The sequence below is a fragment of the Pseudomonas sp. SLFW genome, from assembly GCF_009905615.1.
Taxonomy (GTDB): Bacteria; Pseudomonadota; Gammaproteobacteria; order Pseudomonadales; family Pseudomonadaceae; genus Aquipseudomonas; species Aquipseudomonas bambusae.
Genome location: NZ_JAAAKW010000011.1, coordinates 104,865 through 118,687, shown reverse-complemented (window position 1 = coordinate 118,687; position 13,823 = coordinate 104,865). Strand labels below are relative to the sequence as shown.

The window sequence follows — 13,823 nt, the reverse complement described above, 5'->3', positions numbered from 1 at the left end:
GCTAAACGGATGTAAGCCTCCAGTTCTGGGAGGCTTCGCTGAGGTGGTCAGAACTTGTTGGATTGCGGGGCCTTGACGATGGAGCAATTCGAAGTAGCGTTATAGACAGTTCCAGACATGGCGCTGGTTGTCTCTCGCTTAAGCATCAGGCTTTCTCGATTCACGGAGTAAAGCTGCGCATAGCTGGCGGAATCACTCCTCCAGGTAACCTCTTCTGGTCCAAATGACGCGGGAGAAGTGAAGTTGAGGCCGCTGCCGCTTTTCTTACTTTGGACCGACGCTGTTCCGCCTTGCTGATCAAGAACAATCAGCAGATCGTCCGCCCGCTTGTCCAACTCCGGGCATGAAAGGTAGGTGACTTTTCCTGCAGCTAAAGACGCTTGGCAAATGGAACAGATAGCCAGCGCGGCCAACACATTTCGCATTTTGATGCTCTCCTTTGTGATGACAGCAATCTATCACTAGGGGTTTAGCGACGCATTACTCGCGGTTGTCTTCCATTGCCCGCAATGCCTCACGCTCCATGATCCGCAGGTCGGCGAATATCGCGGCGCGGTCCTTGCGCTTGCGTAGCCCGGCCATGTCCAAGACTACTGGCAGGGCTTGGTAGTCCAGCCCAGTAGCTCCGCCCATGCCCATACGCCACTGGGTGCCCATGGCTTCAAACACGGCAAAGGATTGAGCATTGGTCGCCCACAGTTCCACCTCCTCCTGCATGTCCTCAAGCTGAAGGCCGAACAATGCGGCCTGCTCTGCTGACACGGACGGGGTGTAGAGCGTGCGGGCAACCTCTGTCAGTTTCCCTCGCGCGCCTTGTGGTACGCCGTCTTGTAAGCGGTCAGGATTGCATCCGGCACCGCCGATGCGCTGCGCACCAGAGTGCGCAGGTTGTCGTCGTTCAGTTCATCGTCGAACCCCCAGCCTTTGACGATCATCTTCAACTGATTGAACTCGAAGTCGGTCGCCTTTGCGGTGACATCGCGCACGGTTGCATCGCCCTTTTTGATCACTTCAGTCAAGTCTTTGCCGTGGCTTATTTCGCCGTCGGCAAACTCGCCCAACTGGTCGCGATCGAGATAGGCGAAGGTGAACGGCACCTTGACTGGCTTATCGCCGATGCGGGGAATCTCCACGTCAGTGGTGAAGGTCGGCTTTTGCTGGATGGTAATTTTGGCCACGGGTGAGGCTCCAAAGGCTTGGAAGGAGGTTCGAAAGGAGGGGTAAAGCCGCTGTTAAGCGGCTTTCAGGTAGCGCACTGGACGGCTAGACAGTGCGAAGTTCACGGTGCGGGTCATCAGCTCGTTACGAGACAGCGTGGGGGTATCGGTGATGGTGCAATAACCCGGGTACAGAATTTTGTCACCGCTTGGCAGATTCAGCCGCAGGACAGACTGAGTTTTGTTGTTGGTATAGTTTTCAGCAACTGGGACATACGCAGCGGTCGGCTGATCTTCTACCGTAATTGCAATGCTCATCGGGCTGCGGTTTGTTGGGTACTGATGATCGTCATCGTCTTCCAGATAGCCAACGGTAGTGAACTGCTGCTCGCCGCCACTGAACTGGGTACCGGTAACCTTGGTGATTCCCACCCAGCCACTCACAGCCTGGAAGCTACCTGCGCCACCACCCGCTGTGAAGAAGTCAGTATTGGTGGTGTTGATATTTTCCAGTGAGAACGCGTCAGTACCCGCAGCGGTAACGCGCACGGCACGGCCGTTAAGCTTACCCCAGCCGGAGTCGACCAGAATGATGGCGCCATCCGCCAGGCCGTTTGCCGCTGCGGTTGCCACGGCTGGACTGGCATTGCTGATGGCCGAAATAATTTTCGAAGCGGCAAAACCGGTCGCCAAATCGAAGGTTGCGCCGTTGGGAAGCGCGATGGACTTTGCCATGGGGTATTACCTCTTGATAACGAGAAAACCCGCTCATGGCGGGTGGTGGTTTTCGGGGTGGATGAATCAGGCAGGGGTGCGCGCAGGCGTCCCTTTTACGGCAATGGTGAAGTTCAGGACCATCAATTGGTTGCGGTCCAGGATCGGTAACAAACCGCCACTGGCGAAACCCACGTAGGTGACCTTCGCTCCTCCGGGTAGAACGTACTTCCAGGCGAGCGGCTTCCTGGCATCCCGGCCGGTGGCGATAACAGTCTGGTGATCCGAATCAGGGTCATCCTGGAACCCAAGCTGAACATCTAGCGGGTTGCGACCATTGGGCTTGCGCACGTCCTCATACTCGCCCAGCGGTGTGTAGGAGGTGAAACGCTCTTCGCCACCGGATTGGGTAAGGACGGTGACCTTCTTGACCGGCACCCAGCTGTCGGAATCGACGGCCGGCGGGGTCTGGTCTGACAGGTCAACTTCAGCGCTCACCCACACCGTAGTGCCGTTTGGTAGCGGTACTCTTTTCGGCATGGTGAGCCTCAGTCGGTTTCTGCGCGGTACTGGAATGAAGTGGGGACAGTGATAGTGGTATCGCCAACCAACAGCGGTCCGGTTTCCACAGGGCTCATGATGATCAGGCCCAAGTCATCGCGGGCAAGGCGCAGCGCATTGGGAAACAATACTTCCAGTTCGGCGGCGATGGCTTCGGCGACACCCGGGCCACTGCCGCCCGGGGCAACAATGATCACTTGAAAGACCCCTGCGAACACCTTGTCGGTCGCCTCAAGCGTGATTGAAGTGGTCGATGCCGGAAGCAGGTATGCGGCCAGGTAGGTTTCACTGGTCTGCGGTGTGAACGCCACGTTTTGGTACGCGACTCTAATCGGCGGTGTTCTGGCTTTTGCCCATGTCGACAGCCGAGACTCTAGCAGCGCCCTTACAAGTTTTTGGCTCATTGCTTCACGCTCGCTACGGCTGAGTCGACAAACTCTTGCGCTCTTGTGACGGTGATCCGGACCATCCCTGCCGGCGCTTGCTTGGACCATGACTCGAACTCAAGTCTCGGACCGTACGGCAAGTTGTTGGCAATCCAGATGGTGCCGCCTGCCTTCTGAGCCGCGATTACAGCAGCGCCCGCGGCTTTGGTCTCGCCACCGTTGGGGTCGATGCGGTCAAGGGTGCCCGCAGCGGGCTGATCTACCGTGACTTGCCAATTGCCCCGAAATCGCCCGCCCACATAATCCTTACCGGCCGCCAGATCCATCCCGTCCTTGAGCAAACGTCCAGGCTTGAGCCTTCCGTTCTTGGTCAGGTTATCGGGATTGTTCCGGGCCTCGGCGTTATAGCGCTTGACCTCGTTGTTGTAATGCGTGGCCTCGGCATTCGCAGCCCACAGCTCAGGATTGCCCACGGGCGAGCGGTCGATGACTTCGTTCAGCACGTCAATGGCTACCTTCTGCACCACGGTGTCAGCGTCGGCCTTGAACTGGTCGGCAAACTCTTGAAGCTGGAGTGCAAAGCTCATTTTCTGGCCTGTACGCTGAAGCCGACCGCGAGGCCAGCATAGTCCCAAGGGTCAACGTTCTGAATCGTGTAGGTGTCACCATCGAACAGGATCTTGTCCTGGCTGAGTGGTTGCGGCATGTCAGAACCGTTCAGCAACACGGGTGAAATAAGGATTTTGAAATCACCCTCCTGCACCCGCGAACCGTCGATCTCGGATTGGCGATAGTTCTCGCGAAGCCCTGAACCGTCGAAGTTCTCCGTCACCTGGCTGGCTCCGCCCGCGTCGGGGTCGTACTCGCCCTCAGTGACACGCACAAGCGTCAGCTCCAGCCCTTTGCCACCAACAGATCGAGGCGCAAGCAGGCGCGCCGCTGTGGCCTTTGCGCGGTCATAGATGTCTGCCATCAGGATCTGCTCAGTTTGATCTGCCCGCTCGACTCAACGAGGCCAGTAAATTGGGCGTATGACTGACGGATAGCGGCCGCCTTTGTGACGGTCGCGCTCGCCGCTGCGTATTTTGTCGTGAGTGGGCCGACTGTTTCTTCGGTGATTGCGCCCTGCTTGGTGGCAGGGTCTGCGAGGTCGTCACCGTGGATCTCAGCCGCCAAAGCAAGCTGTCCAGCCTTGATCTGAGCCGGGATGACATTCCACGGGAGGTCGAAGCCGTTCCGGCATACACCCTCTCGCGGCCATGCCAGTGCCTGATCGCGAGTAACGGCACAGCCTTTCCATGGGAGCGCGTTCATTTGCAGCGCGGCCCGGCGTAGTAGAGACTCTTGCGCGGGCTCGTCAGCCGGTACGACCTTGCCAAATTTCAATGCGTAGTCCGCGAGTTCGGCGGCGGTGGCGAAGCTTTCGGCATCAGGCAGCCCGCTGCCGGTCTCGATAATCAAAGTCACAGCAGCCCTCCGCTCGCAGTCTGAACCCACTGAGTTCCGTCGTATTCCATGTCCATCCAGCTGTTCAAACCCAGCGTGCCGAGCGCGCCGATGACGATGCCGAACAGACCGGTGGCTTCCCGCTTGACCCTGAACTTGGCGCTGCTATAGGCACGCACTGTGCTCAAGGTCAGCGTTCGGTTTGCCGTGATTGCCCCGCGTAGCACTTGGGTCGGTGAATTGACCAGTGCTTGAAGCGTCATGGGTGAATCTGAGTTGGCAACGATGCGCGCGGCCAGCGGCCTTACAGGCTTCCAGTTGACGCCATCGCTCAAGACGTAATCAGGCTGACCATCATGAAGATCGGTCACCCAAGCGTACTGCCTGTAAAAGTCGGTAGCAGATGGCAGACCGGCAACGGAGAACACACCCTGCATGATGGTGAGGCCCGGAGGCATGTACAGAGGCATCAGCTCAACTCCGTTACCCTGGCGTTGCCATTGGCAGTCGCCCATATGCCTGAGATTGTACCGGTGTAGCCGAATGGCACTTCGTAGTAGCCATTGGCAGACACCTGCGCGGTGTAACTGGACGCGCTCACTGTGGAACCAAGTTTCACGTAGAGCACGGCCGTGGATTCGTTGTAGACCGTCGCGCCTTTGCGCGCGGCATTGGCAGCGAGTAGCGCGGTGCTGCTGGTCGAACTTGGCACACTGCTAGTGGTGCTGTTGGCCGGCGCCGACGAGACAGAAGCCCCGCCCGCGCCGATCAGTGTTGCCACGCCTGAGGCGCTGACCGAGTAAGGCCCCGAGCCATCGACTTCGGAGTACAGGCCGCCGGGGCCGTGACGATACCCTTGGGTTACTGATGGCATCGAGAAATCTCCTTATTCGGTCAGGCGCCACCCGGCACGCGCGTAGTCGCCGACCATTTCTGGATGAACATCTGCGAAGGCCTGCGACCCGTTCGGCTTGTCGTTGACCATGCGAACGGTCTTCACTTCCGGGTCGAGGCCCGGGGCCAGCGCCGGGTTGAGTGGATTGTTGCCGAACACTTGCGCCTCATGGTCGCCTGCGGGCACTTCTGGATCGATGACGGCGACTTCACCGGCCAAGGTCTCGTCAGCGGTGCGCTCGTCGCTACCCTGCTCTTCCTGTGCTTTGGCGGCCAGGTCATCGGCCTTCTGCGCGGCGGCGTCGGCTTTCTTCTGCTCAGGCGTCACTTCTTGAGCGTCGGCCTTGGCTTGCAGGTCATCGGCGGTTTTTTGCGCATCAGCAGCTTGTTGCTCGGTGGTCTTCTTGGACATTTTCTCTTCCTCGAATGGTGAAGCGGATGGCAGCGGGGCTCCCCGCTGCGTGATCTGCGGATTACCCGCGCAGGATGGCGATGTGATCCGGCTTGACGGCCTTCACACCCCACGCCAGTGCGATCTCCCAGTAGATCTGGCGATACTGGCGGTACTGGGTCAGCTGGAAGCTCAAACCAGACACCGGGTCGGTGATCATCATCATGTCGTCTGCGGCGTCGATCGGACGGCCATCGAGGCCGACCGGCATCGCAGGAGCGCGAGCAGCCAGAACCAGTGCCGACTTCGCGAACGCGACGTTCGGGGCGTAGCTGTTGCCGGTGGTAATTGCGGTGTTGTCAGCAACCGCCGTCAGCAGGCCGGGGCCGCCGATGGTGATCACGCCAGCGCTATAGGCGTTCACCATGTAGACGTTAGGGTCGCCCGCGAAAGTGATCGCATCGCCCGGCAAGATGGTGCCGTTGCCGGTGTCTACAGGGATCGACACGGAACCGATGACCAGGCTGGTGCTGTTCACCAGGTAACCGGTGCCGGTGCCCTTCACTACCGGCTTGAGCTGTGCCGATTGGCCTACGTCGAAGCCTTCAACGCGGCCGATCACGCCTTGACGCAGCATCTCGTCAGTACCGGCTTCGTTCGCCTTGAACAGTACCGACTGCTTGCCACGAAGGTTGGCAGCAGAACTGGAGTTCACCACCATGCCCAGGTTGGTGGTCGGCGCGCCGTTGTCTTCCAGGATCTTGCGAGCCAGAGCAAAGTCGCTCAGGTCAGCGGGAACACCGAAGGGAGTCGTGCCGGGAGTGCCAGTTGCGCGAGAGGCGCCGCGGACTGCCGCGTTGGCCAGATCGGCGTCAACTGCGTTACCAATCGCGCGGAACGCGTTGATGAACTGGTTGCGCATGATGACGGTAGTGCCAGCACCGGATGGACCGTTCAGGCCCTTCTGCTCTTCACCGTTCCAGCGAATCGGGTAGGACTTGCTGGTGGTGATGACGACCGGCACGTTGCCGATGATGTGGTCCCCGGCGTTGGGCGCGGTCAGGCCGGGGGTGATGTCTTGCAGGCTGACAGGCTGGACCACCGGAGAGCGTACCTCTTGGCCCACAGCGGCAGCTTCCGCCGATGCGTCCATGGTTACGATCTTGGTGAAGCCGACCAGCTCGCGGGATACCACGTCCAGTGCTTCGTACAGCGGGCCAATGAGGCCGGTCAGGGTGTTGCTCATGTGCGGAACTCCATAAATGAAAAAGCCCGCAATGAGCGGGCACGGACCTTCGGTTCAGGGTTAATCCGTGACCGTTACAGCGCCGCTTGCCACCTGCTTGCCGACATTGGCTTGCTCGGCAGGGCTGAGCGCTGAGAATTGCTCACGGGTATACGTTTTGCCGCCCGGATTGGGCTTGCCACCGCCACTGGGAGCGCCGCCGCCATTGCCGCCGGAGCTCTTCAGGATGTGGTCTTTGTACGGGTACTGCTCGACCAGGGTTTCGATGGCTTCGTCGAAGTCCGCCAACTCTCCCGGGCGCGCGCGGCTGAAGATCTTGTTACCGTTCGAGTCGTAGGCGACAGGCTTGCCGTCTTCGATCTTGAAGGCGCTACCGAACCGGGCTTGCACCATGTCGGCAGGGATGGCCAGCTTTTCGGCGATCACCTTCGAGCGGGCAAACGAACCGCCGATTTTCTCGTCGTACAGCTGTTTCTCGAACGTCTGGACCTTGCCGTTGGCTTCATCCAGCTGAGCCTGGAAGGCTTTGCTGATTTCGCCTTTCACCTTCTCGATCTCGCCGGCATCCACCAGCTTTTTCGCATCGAGGTTGGCAATAGTCTTGAGCGCCTCGCGTGCTGCTGCGGGGTCTTCGATGCCTTCGAAGGCCTTCACGGTCTTCTCGGCGGTTTCCGCACGCTCGCGGTGGGCCTTGGCCTCGCCGTTCAGCCGGCTGATGGTGGCAACAGTTCCAGCGGCGTCGAACGCCACCTCTTTGCCGTCCTCATGGACGTAAACCGGTTTGCCATCCTGCAGCACTGCGTGTCCTTGATCGTCGATCTTCAGTTTCATGTTGGTCTCCAGGCATCCGCCTATTGCTGAGCCATCCGGCTCCGTGCGGCGCGCTCCATCCGGAATCGCGCCCATAAAAAAACCCCGGCGGATGCCAGGGCTTGGTGTGTTCATTTGTTGTCAGTCGTAACGCTTCACGAACGATTTCGGAAAGCTGTGGGCAATCCCAAATCGATCAAGTTCGTGCCTAAAGATCTCCACTGTCCTCGGCCCCACGCCTTGTATTGAGATGAGGCGCTCGACACTCATGACAGCGATTTGCTCTAGAGTATGAATCCCGGCCTTGGCCAAGCGGTTTGTGAACCTTGCCTCAATGCCCAGATCGACGATCCTTGTCTCAGTCATGACAGAACAACCCTTTCGCCTCGCAACAGACAGCTCACGCAGAGAAGCTGTTTAGTCCCGCCCGAGTACTTACCATTCTTCAATAGGACGCCAACCTTGGTTTCCATTACTTCGCGACCGCCGCAACGATGGCACTGAACCATAGATGCAGGCTTTGGCATGGCGCGCACACGCTTGCGGACCTGCTCAACCGGTGTGTCCGGTGCAGGCGTGCCGTGAATGACGTGGAAGCGCGGTTTGTCGGTCATTGCTCGTCGAAGTCGTCGACCAGTTTGCCTGGCCCGGTTTCATCGATCATCCGCTTGCTGAACTCCTTCCAGGCAGTACCACCGTCGAAATAGACCATGCCAGTGACAGGATCTGGCACCGGCTTTTTGAACATCTCAGCAACGAGTTCATCAGTGGTCTGTTTCGTCATGATTTCTCACGCCCGTATGCAAGTTTCAGCGCCGCACTGAAGGCAACCCACACCTGGTGTTCTGCCTCGGACTGCCTGTGCTCGTTCTCAAGCTCGCCGCGTCCCGTCATCGAGTCGACACGCTTCTGAGCAATCGCCATTGATTCCCTCATGACTGCCTGCATCGTAGCATGGTCCGGCCAGCCGTTCTCGGCAACCATGGTGTATCTCAGCGTCGGGCCGACGGCTCGCAGTTCATGCAAACCCGTCGCAGCCGCCAATGAGACATCCTCTGCCGAGAAAGTGGAGTTGCCCGGATGGTTATGGGTGAAAGTCGCCCCTTTCATCTGTTCCAGTTCTGCGGGGTAGAAGCCCACATGGTCCGGCTCACCCTGGCGCTGCAGTATCACGGCGCCGCTCTTGTCGATGAATGCACCTGTCTCGAGGCTGTCGCCGCGGATGCGCTTTTCGATCTCAACTGCGGCACGCCTGGCAGGTGTCGAAACATCAGGCGTTGATACGGGATGCCCCACGTCATAGACCGTGAACTCGCCAGTCGGCTGCCTGAACTTCGCATCCCGGACTTTCAACTGCTCGAGCGTTAGCCACTCGCCGTTTGGCTTGTAGAAGCTGTCGAGATCTCGCCCCTCCTTGTACAGCTGGAACCGGGTAGGCCCTAAAACCTCGAGTTTACGCGCGTCTGACTGGCGTTCGAGCCACTGACCGTAGCTCATGTCGGCCGGCACAGCACCGTCCATGCTGGCGCGTTGTTTCCCCGTCATTTCATCGATAGGAATGCCAAGTTCGCCCCATGACTTGGTGCGCGGCGTTGAGGTTGAACGGCAGTTGAAGTGCAGTCTGCCGGGACCCTGTAACCAAGGAATGCTGTGCCCGATCGGCTTATGAGTGCCGACCTCGTACGCCTTCTTGTCCCTGATGCGGCATGGCACGCTGGTCTTGGTATCAAGCGTACTTGTCCAATCTTCAGCGGCGATGATGTCCGAATTGGCCGCGTAAAGATTTTCTCGGGCTACAGCTGCCGTGTGACTGACAGCCGAGCGCACGATGGTAGCCAGATCCTGCCGGGGCCGCTCGAGGAAGCCATCAGCGTAGCCATTGACCTTGGTCCCGCGCACTGTGCGGATGATTTGGTCGGTCGTCTTGCCTTCGAGGTAACCGGTGCGCACAGCGTTGCGGATTTTCACCATCCGGTCAGCTTCGATGGTGCTGGCCCAATCACGCAGCAACCTCCCTTGGAGCGGCCTGGCCATAGCTGCGGCGTAAACTTGCTGGGCGGATACCCGAACCAATGGAAAGCGAACAAGGACCGGCTTCGGCAACGTCGTCGTGATCAGCTTTTGCTGCCAATCTATTTCGTAGCCTGTGAAGTCTTTAAGGTCCGTCTGAAGGCCTTCCATCACCTCAGAATAAGCGTCGGCATTGATGTCGCGAACCTGCTTCAACAGCAGTTCAAGTCGCTCAACGGTAAACGACTCGGGCGGCAGCCGTTGAAGCGCGTTGCCCAGCTCTTCTACCAGCTGGGAATCAGACCTGTTCAGGAGTGCGATGATGCGCCGGACGATGCCAACCTTGTACTGGTCCAGCGAGATCGCATGCGCAACACTCTCATCGGCAAGGACTTCGTTGACGGTAGCCATTTATAGCGCTCCGAGAGCTGGTCCTTGGTCGGCGATTTTCTGTTTCTCCTCGTCCCACTTGAGGTCCGTGGAGACCACGCCGCGGCGCTGGTACTCAGCGAACAGCGTCTGGTCGGATAGTCTGCCCTGAGCCGCCATATTGAGCAGCAGTGGCAAGGTCGTTTCCGGCGCGAAGTCCACGTCGAAATTGCCATTGACCTGCACATGGCCACCTTCAGCCTGTCCGGTGTACGCGGCGAAGAACTGGAATATCTGATCCAGCGCGTCTTCCAGCTGCCCCGCCATGGTTTCAAGCGGGCTCATCTCCTGAGCTGCCTCTTCCTCGGCCTGGGTCGCGGTTTTGACCGCCTGTTTTTCGCGCTGAAGCAATTTCGCACCGGCAATACGCATCTGGTCTTCGAGGTCCTGGAGCGATACACGCCCCGCCTCGATCGCCTTGCCAGTGTGTTCGACCCACTTCATTTCGCCGCCGGTTGGCAGCTTGGTCGCCGACGCCGTGCCGACTTTCAGCTCCCACTGATCATCATCGATCCCGGAAATTGCCAGCATCGGCACGCGCGCAACGTGCAGGATGTTGTCCTGATCGCTTTGCGACTGCCAATGCTTGACGTTGAGGTGTGCCAGTTCCAGCAGTGGCGGCGTAGCCGTCATGTAGCCGGTGCGACCTGTGTAAAAGGTGGTCAGCGGAATGACGCTGAGCGAATTTCTGCCTTCCTTATGGAGCAGCCATTCGTCTTTGTCGTTTGATTTGCGGTAGGTCGCCCAAGCGCCAGGAGTCAGCACGCGGATCTGCTGGATCGACTTGGTGCCGAATGCACCGTCGTCTTCCTCAACCGTCTCTATGTAGCGGAACTGGGTCAGTACATGCTCACCGGCCTGCGACGCCGAGCGCCACCCCAGAACTTGCTGGGCATGGATCAAGATTACGTAAGGGCGGACGCGAGCGGCTTGCTCTTCGGCTCGAGTGCGAATCAGTGCCTTGCCATCCGGGCCTACGGTCTGGGGGTAGTCAACCAGTACATGGCACAAGCCACGGGCCAGTGCATTCGCGAAAAACGTCTGCGCCCAAACCTGCAAGTTGTTGCCTTGACGGTCAATATTCTCCGCGTACTGCTGTAGCGATTCGGGAATGTCGTCGCTCAGCACCAAAGGCTCTGCAAACACCCGCCCTGTCATGTTCTTGACCGTCTCACTGTACGCTGGCAGCAGCGTGGACTGCTTAACGCGGCTGTCGTAATCCTCGCGCTCTTCCTTCGGCCACTTCGGCAGCAGCTTTGCACCGGCCACGCGCATCGCGCTCGTACCGCCCATGAGCGGGTCTACGATGTCCCAGTCCAGGCGCATGGCATCCACGGCCGGGATTGTTTTGCTTGGGTCATCGGACATGTCAAAGTCTCAGGGCGTTGGTGGTCGCTGTGCGCTTCACGATTGGGAACAGGTAGGCCAGCGGATAGCCCGCAGCGTCGATCACGTGATCGAGGCCTCCAGATTTGTCAGGCATGCCGTTCTTGTCGTACGCCTGCTGCTCGAGCGAGTCGGTCAGATTTGGGCAACGATTGGTGTTCACCAGCAGCCGGCGCTCACCCTGCCCGTTAAGAATCAGCGCGTTCACCGCGTTGACCCGATCCACAATGGCCGGGTTGGTGCTGTTCACGCGAACGCTAAGGCCTGCCTGACGCAGAATCGATAAGTCCGACTCGCTGGCATTCTTGCTGCTCGCGTTCTGGCCGCTGGCATCAGGGAATATCTGGACTGCATGCCCCTTGCGCTTGTAGCGCTCGACAATCAGCTCGGCCATGGTCGGCGTGTCGCGACCATCAGTGATCTCATCCACGGCCACGGGCAGTTGGTTTCGCAACACATAGACGACCGCGCTCATCTTGAGCCGGTTAAAGTCCATGCCTATCAGCACCGGCTCACCCTCTTCGAGCATGGCATCGGTGTGGTTTAGTTTGCGGTCGAAATCGGGGTAAACGCTGCCTGCATTGAGGTTTGTGAATCGACCTTCGATGTAGGCATCGATCAGCGCCGCCGGGTAACTGTCTCGCAGCGAATCGACGTAATCCTCAGGGAGAAACGGATTCGTGTAGGTCGCCGCCTGGACCATCACATAGCCGGGCTTTGGATTCTTGCCCCAGGTGTCATAGACGAACTGGAAGCCTTCCGGGGTTGTGTAGGCCGAAACCCGGTTAAAAGGCTTGTCGATATCAGCCGGCTGCTGCCTGTTCCGCGCGATGATCTTGCGCCAGGCCAATTGGGCCTGTGCCTTCTTCAGCGTGTCGATCTCGTCGACGTGCGCTCGATACGACTCGTAGCCGATGATCCTGGCCGGGTTCTCCAGCGTCCGCAGTACGAAGTCGCCGCATTGGGTCGAGCTGGAGTAGATGATGTTCTCTTGCTTGTTGTACTTGTACCGAATGCCCAGCTCTTGCAGCTTCTCTTCCATGCGAGGGGCAAGGATCAGACGCACAAGGTCGTAGGTCGGCTCGTACAGGGCAATCAGGGCGCTCGACGACGACAGCGCATCACGGATAGCGCAGTTTGCCAGCGTCTCCGTCTTACCTGTGCCGAACCCACCCACGAATGCCGGATACTTGTCAGGTAGTTGGAAGAACCGCGCTTGAGGCTCCGTCATCTGGAGCTTTAGCGTTCTGCCTTCCACCGACCACCTCAATTTCGATTTTCGTTACGGGCTGCTGCGGTGCCAGTCCAGCCTTAAGGGCAACCAGTTCAATGCGGCGTTTTTCGATCTCGATGCGCTTCAGTTCGGCATCGAGGTCAACATGTCCCGGCGGGCTGAGCATCCCCAGGTGGCGCATCACCAGTTCGAGCGCGCCCTTCTTGTCGCTCAGCTTGATCTTCTTGACGAACCCTATCGCGTCATCACCTGTACCAATCTCGGTGACGTCCATGCCTGCGACAGCTGCGGCTGTGTCATCGTCAAGCTCATGCAGTGGCTTCAGAGAGCCGTCAGCGTTGTAAGCTCGGCGAATGTCCACAAAGGCAAGGCGGCCAAGCTCCTGAAGGACGCGATCTGCCGTAATACCCGTTCGGGAAGACCGCTTCTGCATGCCTTCAGCGATGGCGGCTTGAACGTTAGGTTTTGTAAGGTTCTCTGCGGCGATGACTGCTGCTGTCTTTTGGCTGTATCCCGCACGGATCGCGGCTTGCGTGCCATTTAGGTCCTTCAGGTACTCCTCGACGAAGCGCTGCTGTTTTGCTGTCAGCGCCATAGGGAATCCTTTGTGACTTGGTGCCTCATTCTAGGAGGGCTTGAATTTATGGATCGCTGCCGATATTGGTAGGCATCAATCCCCGCGCGAGGAGAGCAGCATGGCAACCAGTAATGTCGATCGCTTTGACCGTTTGACCGGCGAAATCTTCGCTAAGCTTTTCCAGTCATTCCCTATGCCCATCGATTTGGATTACTACGATTACACGGAAATTATCGCGCCAGACCCAATTCATACTCCAGAAGGAGAGGTTCAAGTGGTTGAGGGGCAAGAGTTCTTCCAGGCATCTGTGAAGTGGCTCGTCGACAGCGGCTACTTATCTCTGGGTCGTCAGGTTCTCAGCTCAACCAAGATTCAACAATGCGTTCTGACCGCGCAGGCTCTTGCGGCATTGAAGGCAGTCCCTGACAGCCTTACTGGCAAAAGTATTGGCTCTCAGCTCCAAGAGGCAGCCCGAGGTGGCATGATTGACTCTGTCAAATCTCTTACCGGCAAGGCTTTAGGCATTGGTGTGGGCATGGGCTATACAGCGTTCACCAACTGGGCAAGCTCCTAGAATTTATC

21 protein-coding genes are annotated in these 13,823 nt (G+C 58.6%); 1 reads left to right on the top strand and 20 read right to left on the bottom strand.

Translation table 11 applies throughout. The features are described from left to right. Positions 1–47: 47 nt before the first annotated feature. From GVN17_RS19750 to GVN17_RS19655, 20 genes are all read right to left on the bottom strand, one after another. Entirely contained in the window at positions 48–425 is a 378-nt protein-coding gene (locus tag GVN17_RS19750) for a hypothetical protein (RefSeq protein WP_166596930.1), read from the bottom strand. A gap of 55 nt (positions 426–480) precedes the next feature. Continuing rightward, a complete protein-coding gene (locus tag GVN17_RS19745; protein WP_256665314.1) occupies positions 481–741 on the bottom strand; it encodes a DUF1799 domain-containing protein in 261 nt (86 codons plus the stop codon). 53 nt (positions 742–794) lie between these two features. Then, positions 795–1,178, bottom strand: a complete 384-nt coding sequence (locus GVN17_RS19740) for a phage tail assembly chaperone (protein WP_166596929.1) — start codon at positions 1,176–1,178, stop codon at positions 795–797. A 54-nt stretch (positions 1,179–1,232) separates the two neighbouring features. Beyond that, entirely contained in the window at positions 1,233–1,892 is a 660-nt protein-coding gene (locus GVN17_RS19735; RefSeq protein WP_166596928.1) for a phage tail protein, read from the bottom strand. Between the two features lie 66 nt (positions 1,893–1,958). Next, a complete protein-coding gene (locus GVN17_RS19730; protein WP_166596927.1) occupies positions 1,959–2,411 on the bottom strand; it encodes a phage tail tube protein in 453 nt (150 codons plus the stop codon). Positions 2,412–2,419: 8 nt separating this feature from the next. Next, on the bottom strand, positions 2,420–2,836 hold the full coding sequence (locus GVN17_RS19725) for a phage tail terminator-like protein (protein WP_166596926.1): 417 nt from the start codon (positions 2,834–2,836) through the stop codon (positions 2,420–2,422). Continuing rightward, positions 2,833–3,405, bottom strand: a complete 573-nt coding sequence (locus GVN17_RS19720) for a hypothetical protein (RefSeq protein WP_166596925.1) — start codon at positions 3,403–3,405, stop codon at positions 2,833–2,835. Before GVN17_RS19720 ends, GVN17_RS19725 begins: the two co-directional genes overlap by 4 nt. Continuing rightward, on the bottom strand, positions 3,402–3,791 hold the full coding sequence (locus GVN17_RS19715; RefSeq protein WP_166596924.1) for a hypothetical protein: 390 nt from the start codon (positions 3,789–3,791) through the stop codon (positions 3,402–3,404). The genes GVN17_RS19720 and GVN17_RS19715 overlap by 4 nt, the downstream gene beginning before the upstream one ends. Then, positions 3,791–4,285, bottom strand: coding sequence for a DnaT-like ssDNA-binding protein (locus GVN17_RS19710; RefSeq protein ID WP_166596923.1), 495 nt, complete (start codon positions 4,283–4,285; stop codon positions 3,791–3,793). Before GVN17_RS19710 ends, GVN17_RS19715 begins: the two co-directional genes overlap by 1 nt. After that, the gene (locus GVN17_RS19705; RefSeq protein ID WP_166596922.1) at positions 4,282–4,734 is read right to left on the bottom strand and encodes a hypothetical protein; all 453 of its coding nucleotides are present in this window, start codon (positions 4,732–4,734) and stop codon (positions 4,282–4,284) included. The genes GVN17_RS19710 and GVN17_RS19705 overlap by 4 nt, the downstream gene beginning before the upstream one ends. After that, on the bottom strand, positions 4,734–5,138 hold the full coding sequence (locus tag GVN17_RS19700; protein ID WP_218576313.1) for a hypothetical protein: 405 nt from the start codon (positions 5,136–5,138) through the stop codon (positions 4,734–4,736). The genes GVN17_RS19705 and GVN17_RS19700 overlap by 1 nt, the downstream gene beginning before the upstream one ends. 12 nt (positions 5,139–5,150) lie before the next feature. Next, the gene (locus tag GVN17_RS19695; protein WP_166596921.1) at positions 5,151–5,570 is read right to left on the bottom strand and encodes a hypothetical protein; all 420 of its coding nucleotides are present in this window, start codon (positions 5,568–5,570) and stop codon (positions 5,151–5,153) included. A 61-nt stretch (positions 5,571–5,631) separates the two neighbouring features. Next, positions 5,632–6,795, bottom strand: coding sequence for a P22 phage major capsid protein family protein (locus tag GVN17_RS19690; RefSeq protein WP_166596920.1), 1,164 nt, complete (start codon positions 6,793–6,795; stop codon positions 5,632–5,634). 60 nt (positions 6,796–6,855) lie between these two features. Next, positions 6,856–7,701 (bottom strand): DUF6651 domain-containing protein, encoded by an 846-nt coding sequence (locus GVN17_RS19685; protein WP_371928582.1) that lies wholly within the window; start codon positions 7,699–7,701, stop codon positions 6,856–6,858. Between the two features lie 45 nt (positions 7,702–7,746). Then, a complete protein-coding gene (locus GVN17_RS30000; RefSeq protein WP_166596919.1) occupies positions 7,747–7,971 on the bottom strand; it encodes a helix-hairpin-helix domain-containing protein in 225 nt (74 codons plus the stop codon). 244 nt (positions 7,972–8,215) lie between these two features. Next, complete coding sequence (locus tag GVN17_RS19675) at positions 8,216–8,389, bottom strand: hypothetical protein (RefSeq protein WP_166596918.1); 174 nt, start codon at positions 8,387–8,389, stop codon at positions 8,216–8,218. Further along, positions 8,386–10,026, bottom strand: coding sequence for a hypothetical protein (locus tag GVN17_RS19670; protein WP_218576312.1), 1,641 nt, complete (start codon positions 10,024–10,026; stop codon positions 8,386–8,388). The genes GVN17_RS19675 and GVN17_RS19670 overlap by 4 nt, the downstream gene beginning before the upstream one ends. Continuing rightward, positions 10,027–11,370 carry a DUF4055 domain-containing protein gene (locus GVN17_RS19665; RefSeq protein WP_256665313.1) on the bottom strand — a complete coding sequence of 448 codons (1,344 nt, stop codon included), beginning with the start codon at positions 11,368–11,370 and terminating at the stop codon, positions 10,027–10,029. A gap of 43 nt (positions 11,371–11,413) precedes the next feature. Beyond that, positions 11,414–12,688 (bottom strand): terminase large subunit domain-containing protein, encoded by a 1,275-nt coding sequence (locus GVN17_RS19660; RefSeq protein WP_371928581.1) that lies wholly within the window; start codon positions 12,686–12,688, stop codon positions 11,414–11,416. Beyond that, a complete protein-coding gene (locus GVN17_RS19655; RefSeq protein WP_166596916.1) occupies positions 12,624–13,259 on the bottom strand; it encodes a terminase small subunit in 636 nt (211 codons plus the stop codon). The genes GVN17_RS19660 and GVN17_RS19655 overlap by 65 nt, the downstream gene beginning before the upstream one ends. Positions 13,260–13,359: 100 nt before the next feature. On the opposite strand from GVN17_RS19655, the gene GVN17_RS19650 reads away from it, so the two are divergent. Then, complete coding sequence (locus GVN17_RS19650) at positions 13,360–13,815, top strand: hypothetical protein (protein WP_166596915.1); 456 nt, start codon at positions 13,360–13,362, stop codon at positions 13,813–13,815. The last annotated feature ends 8 nt before the right edge of the window (positions 13,816–13,823 follow it).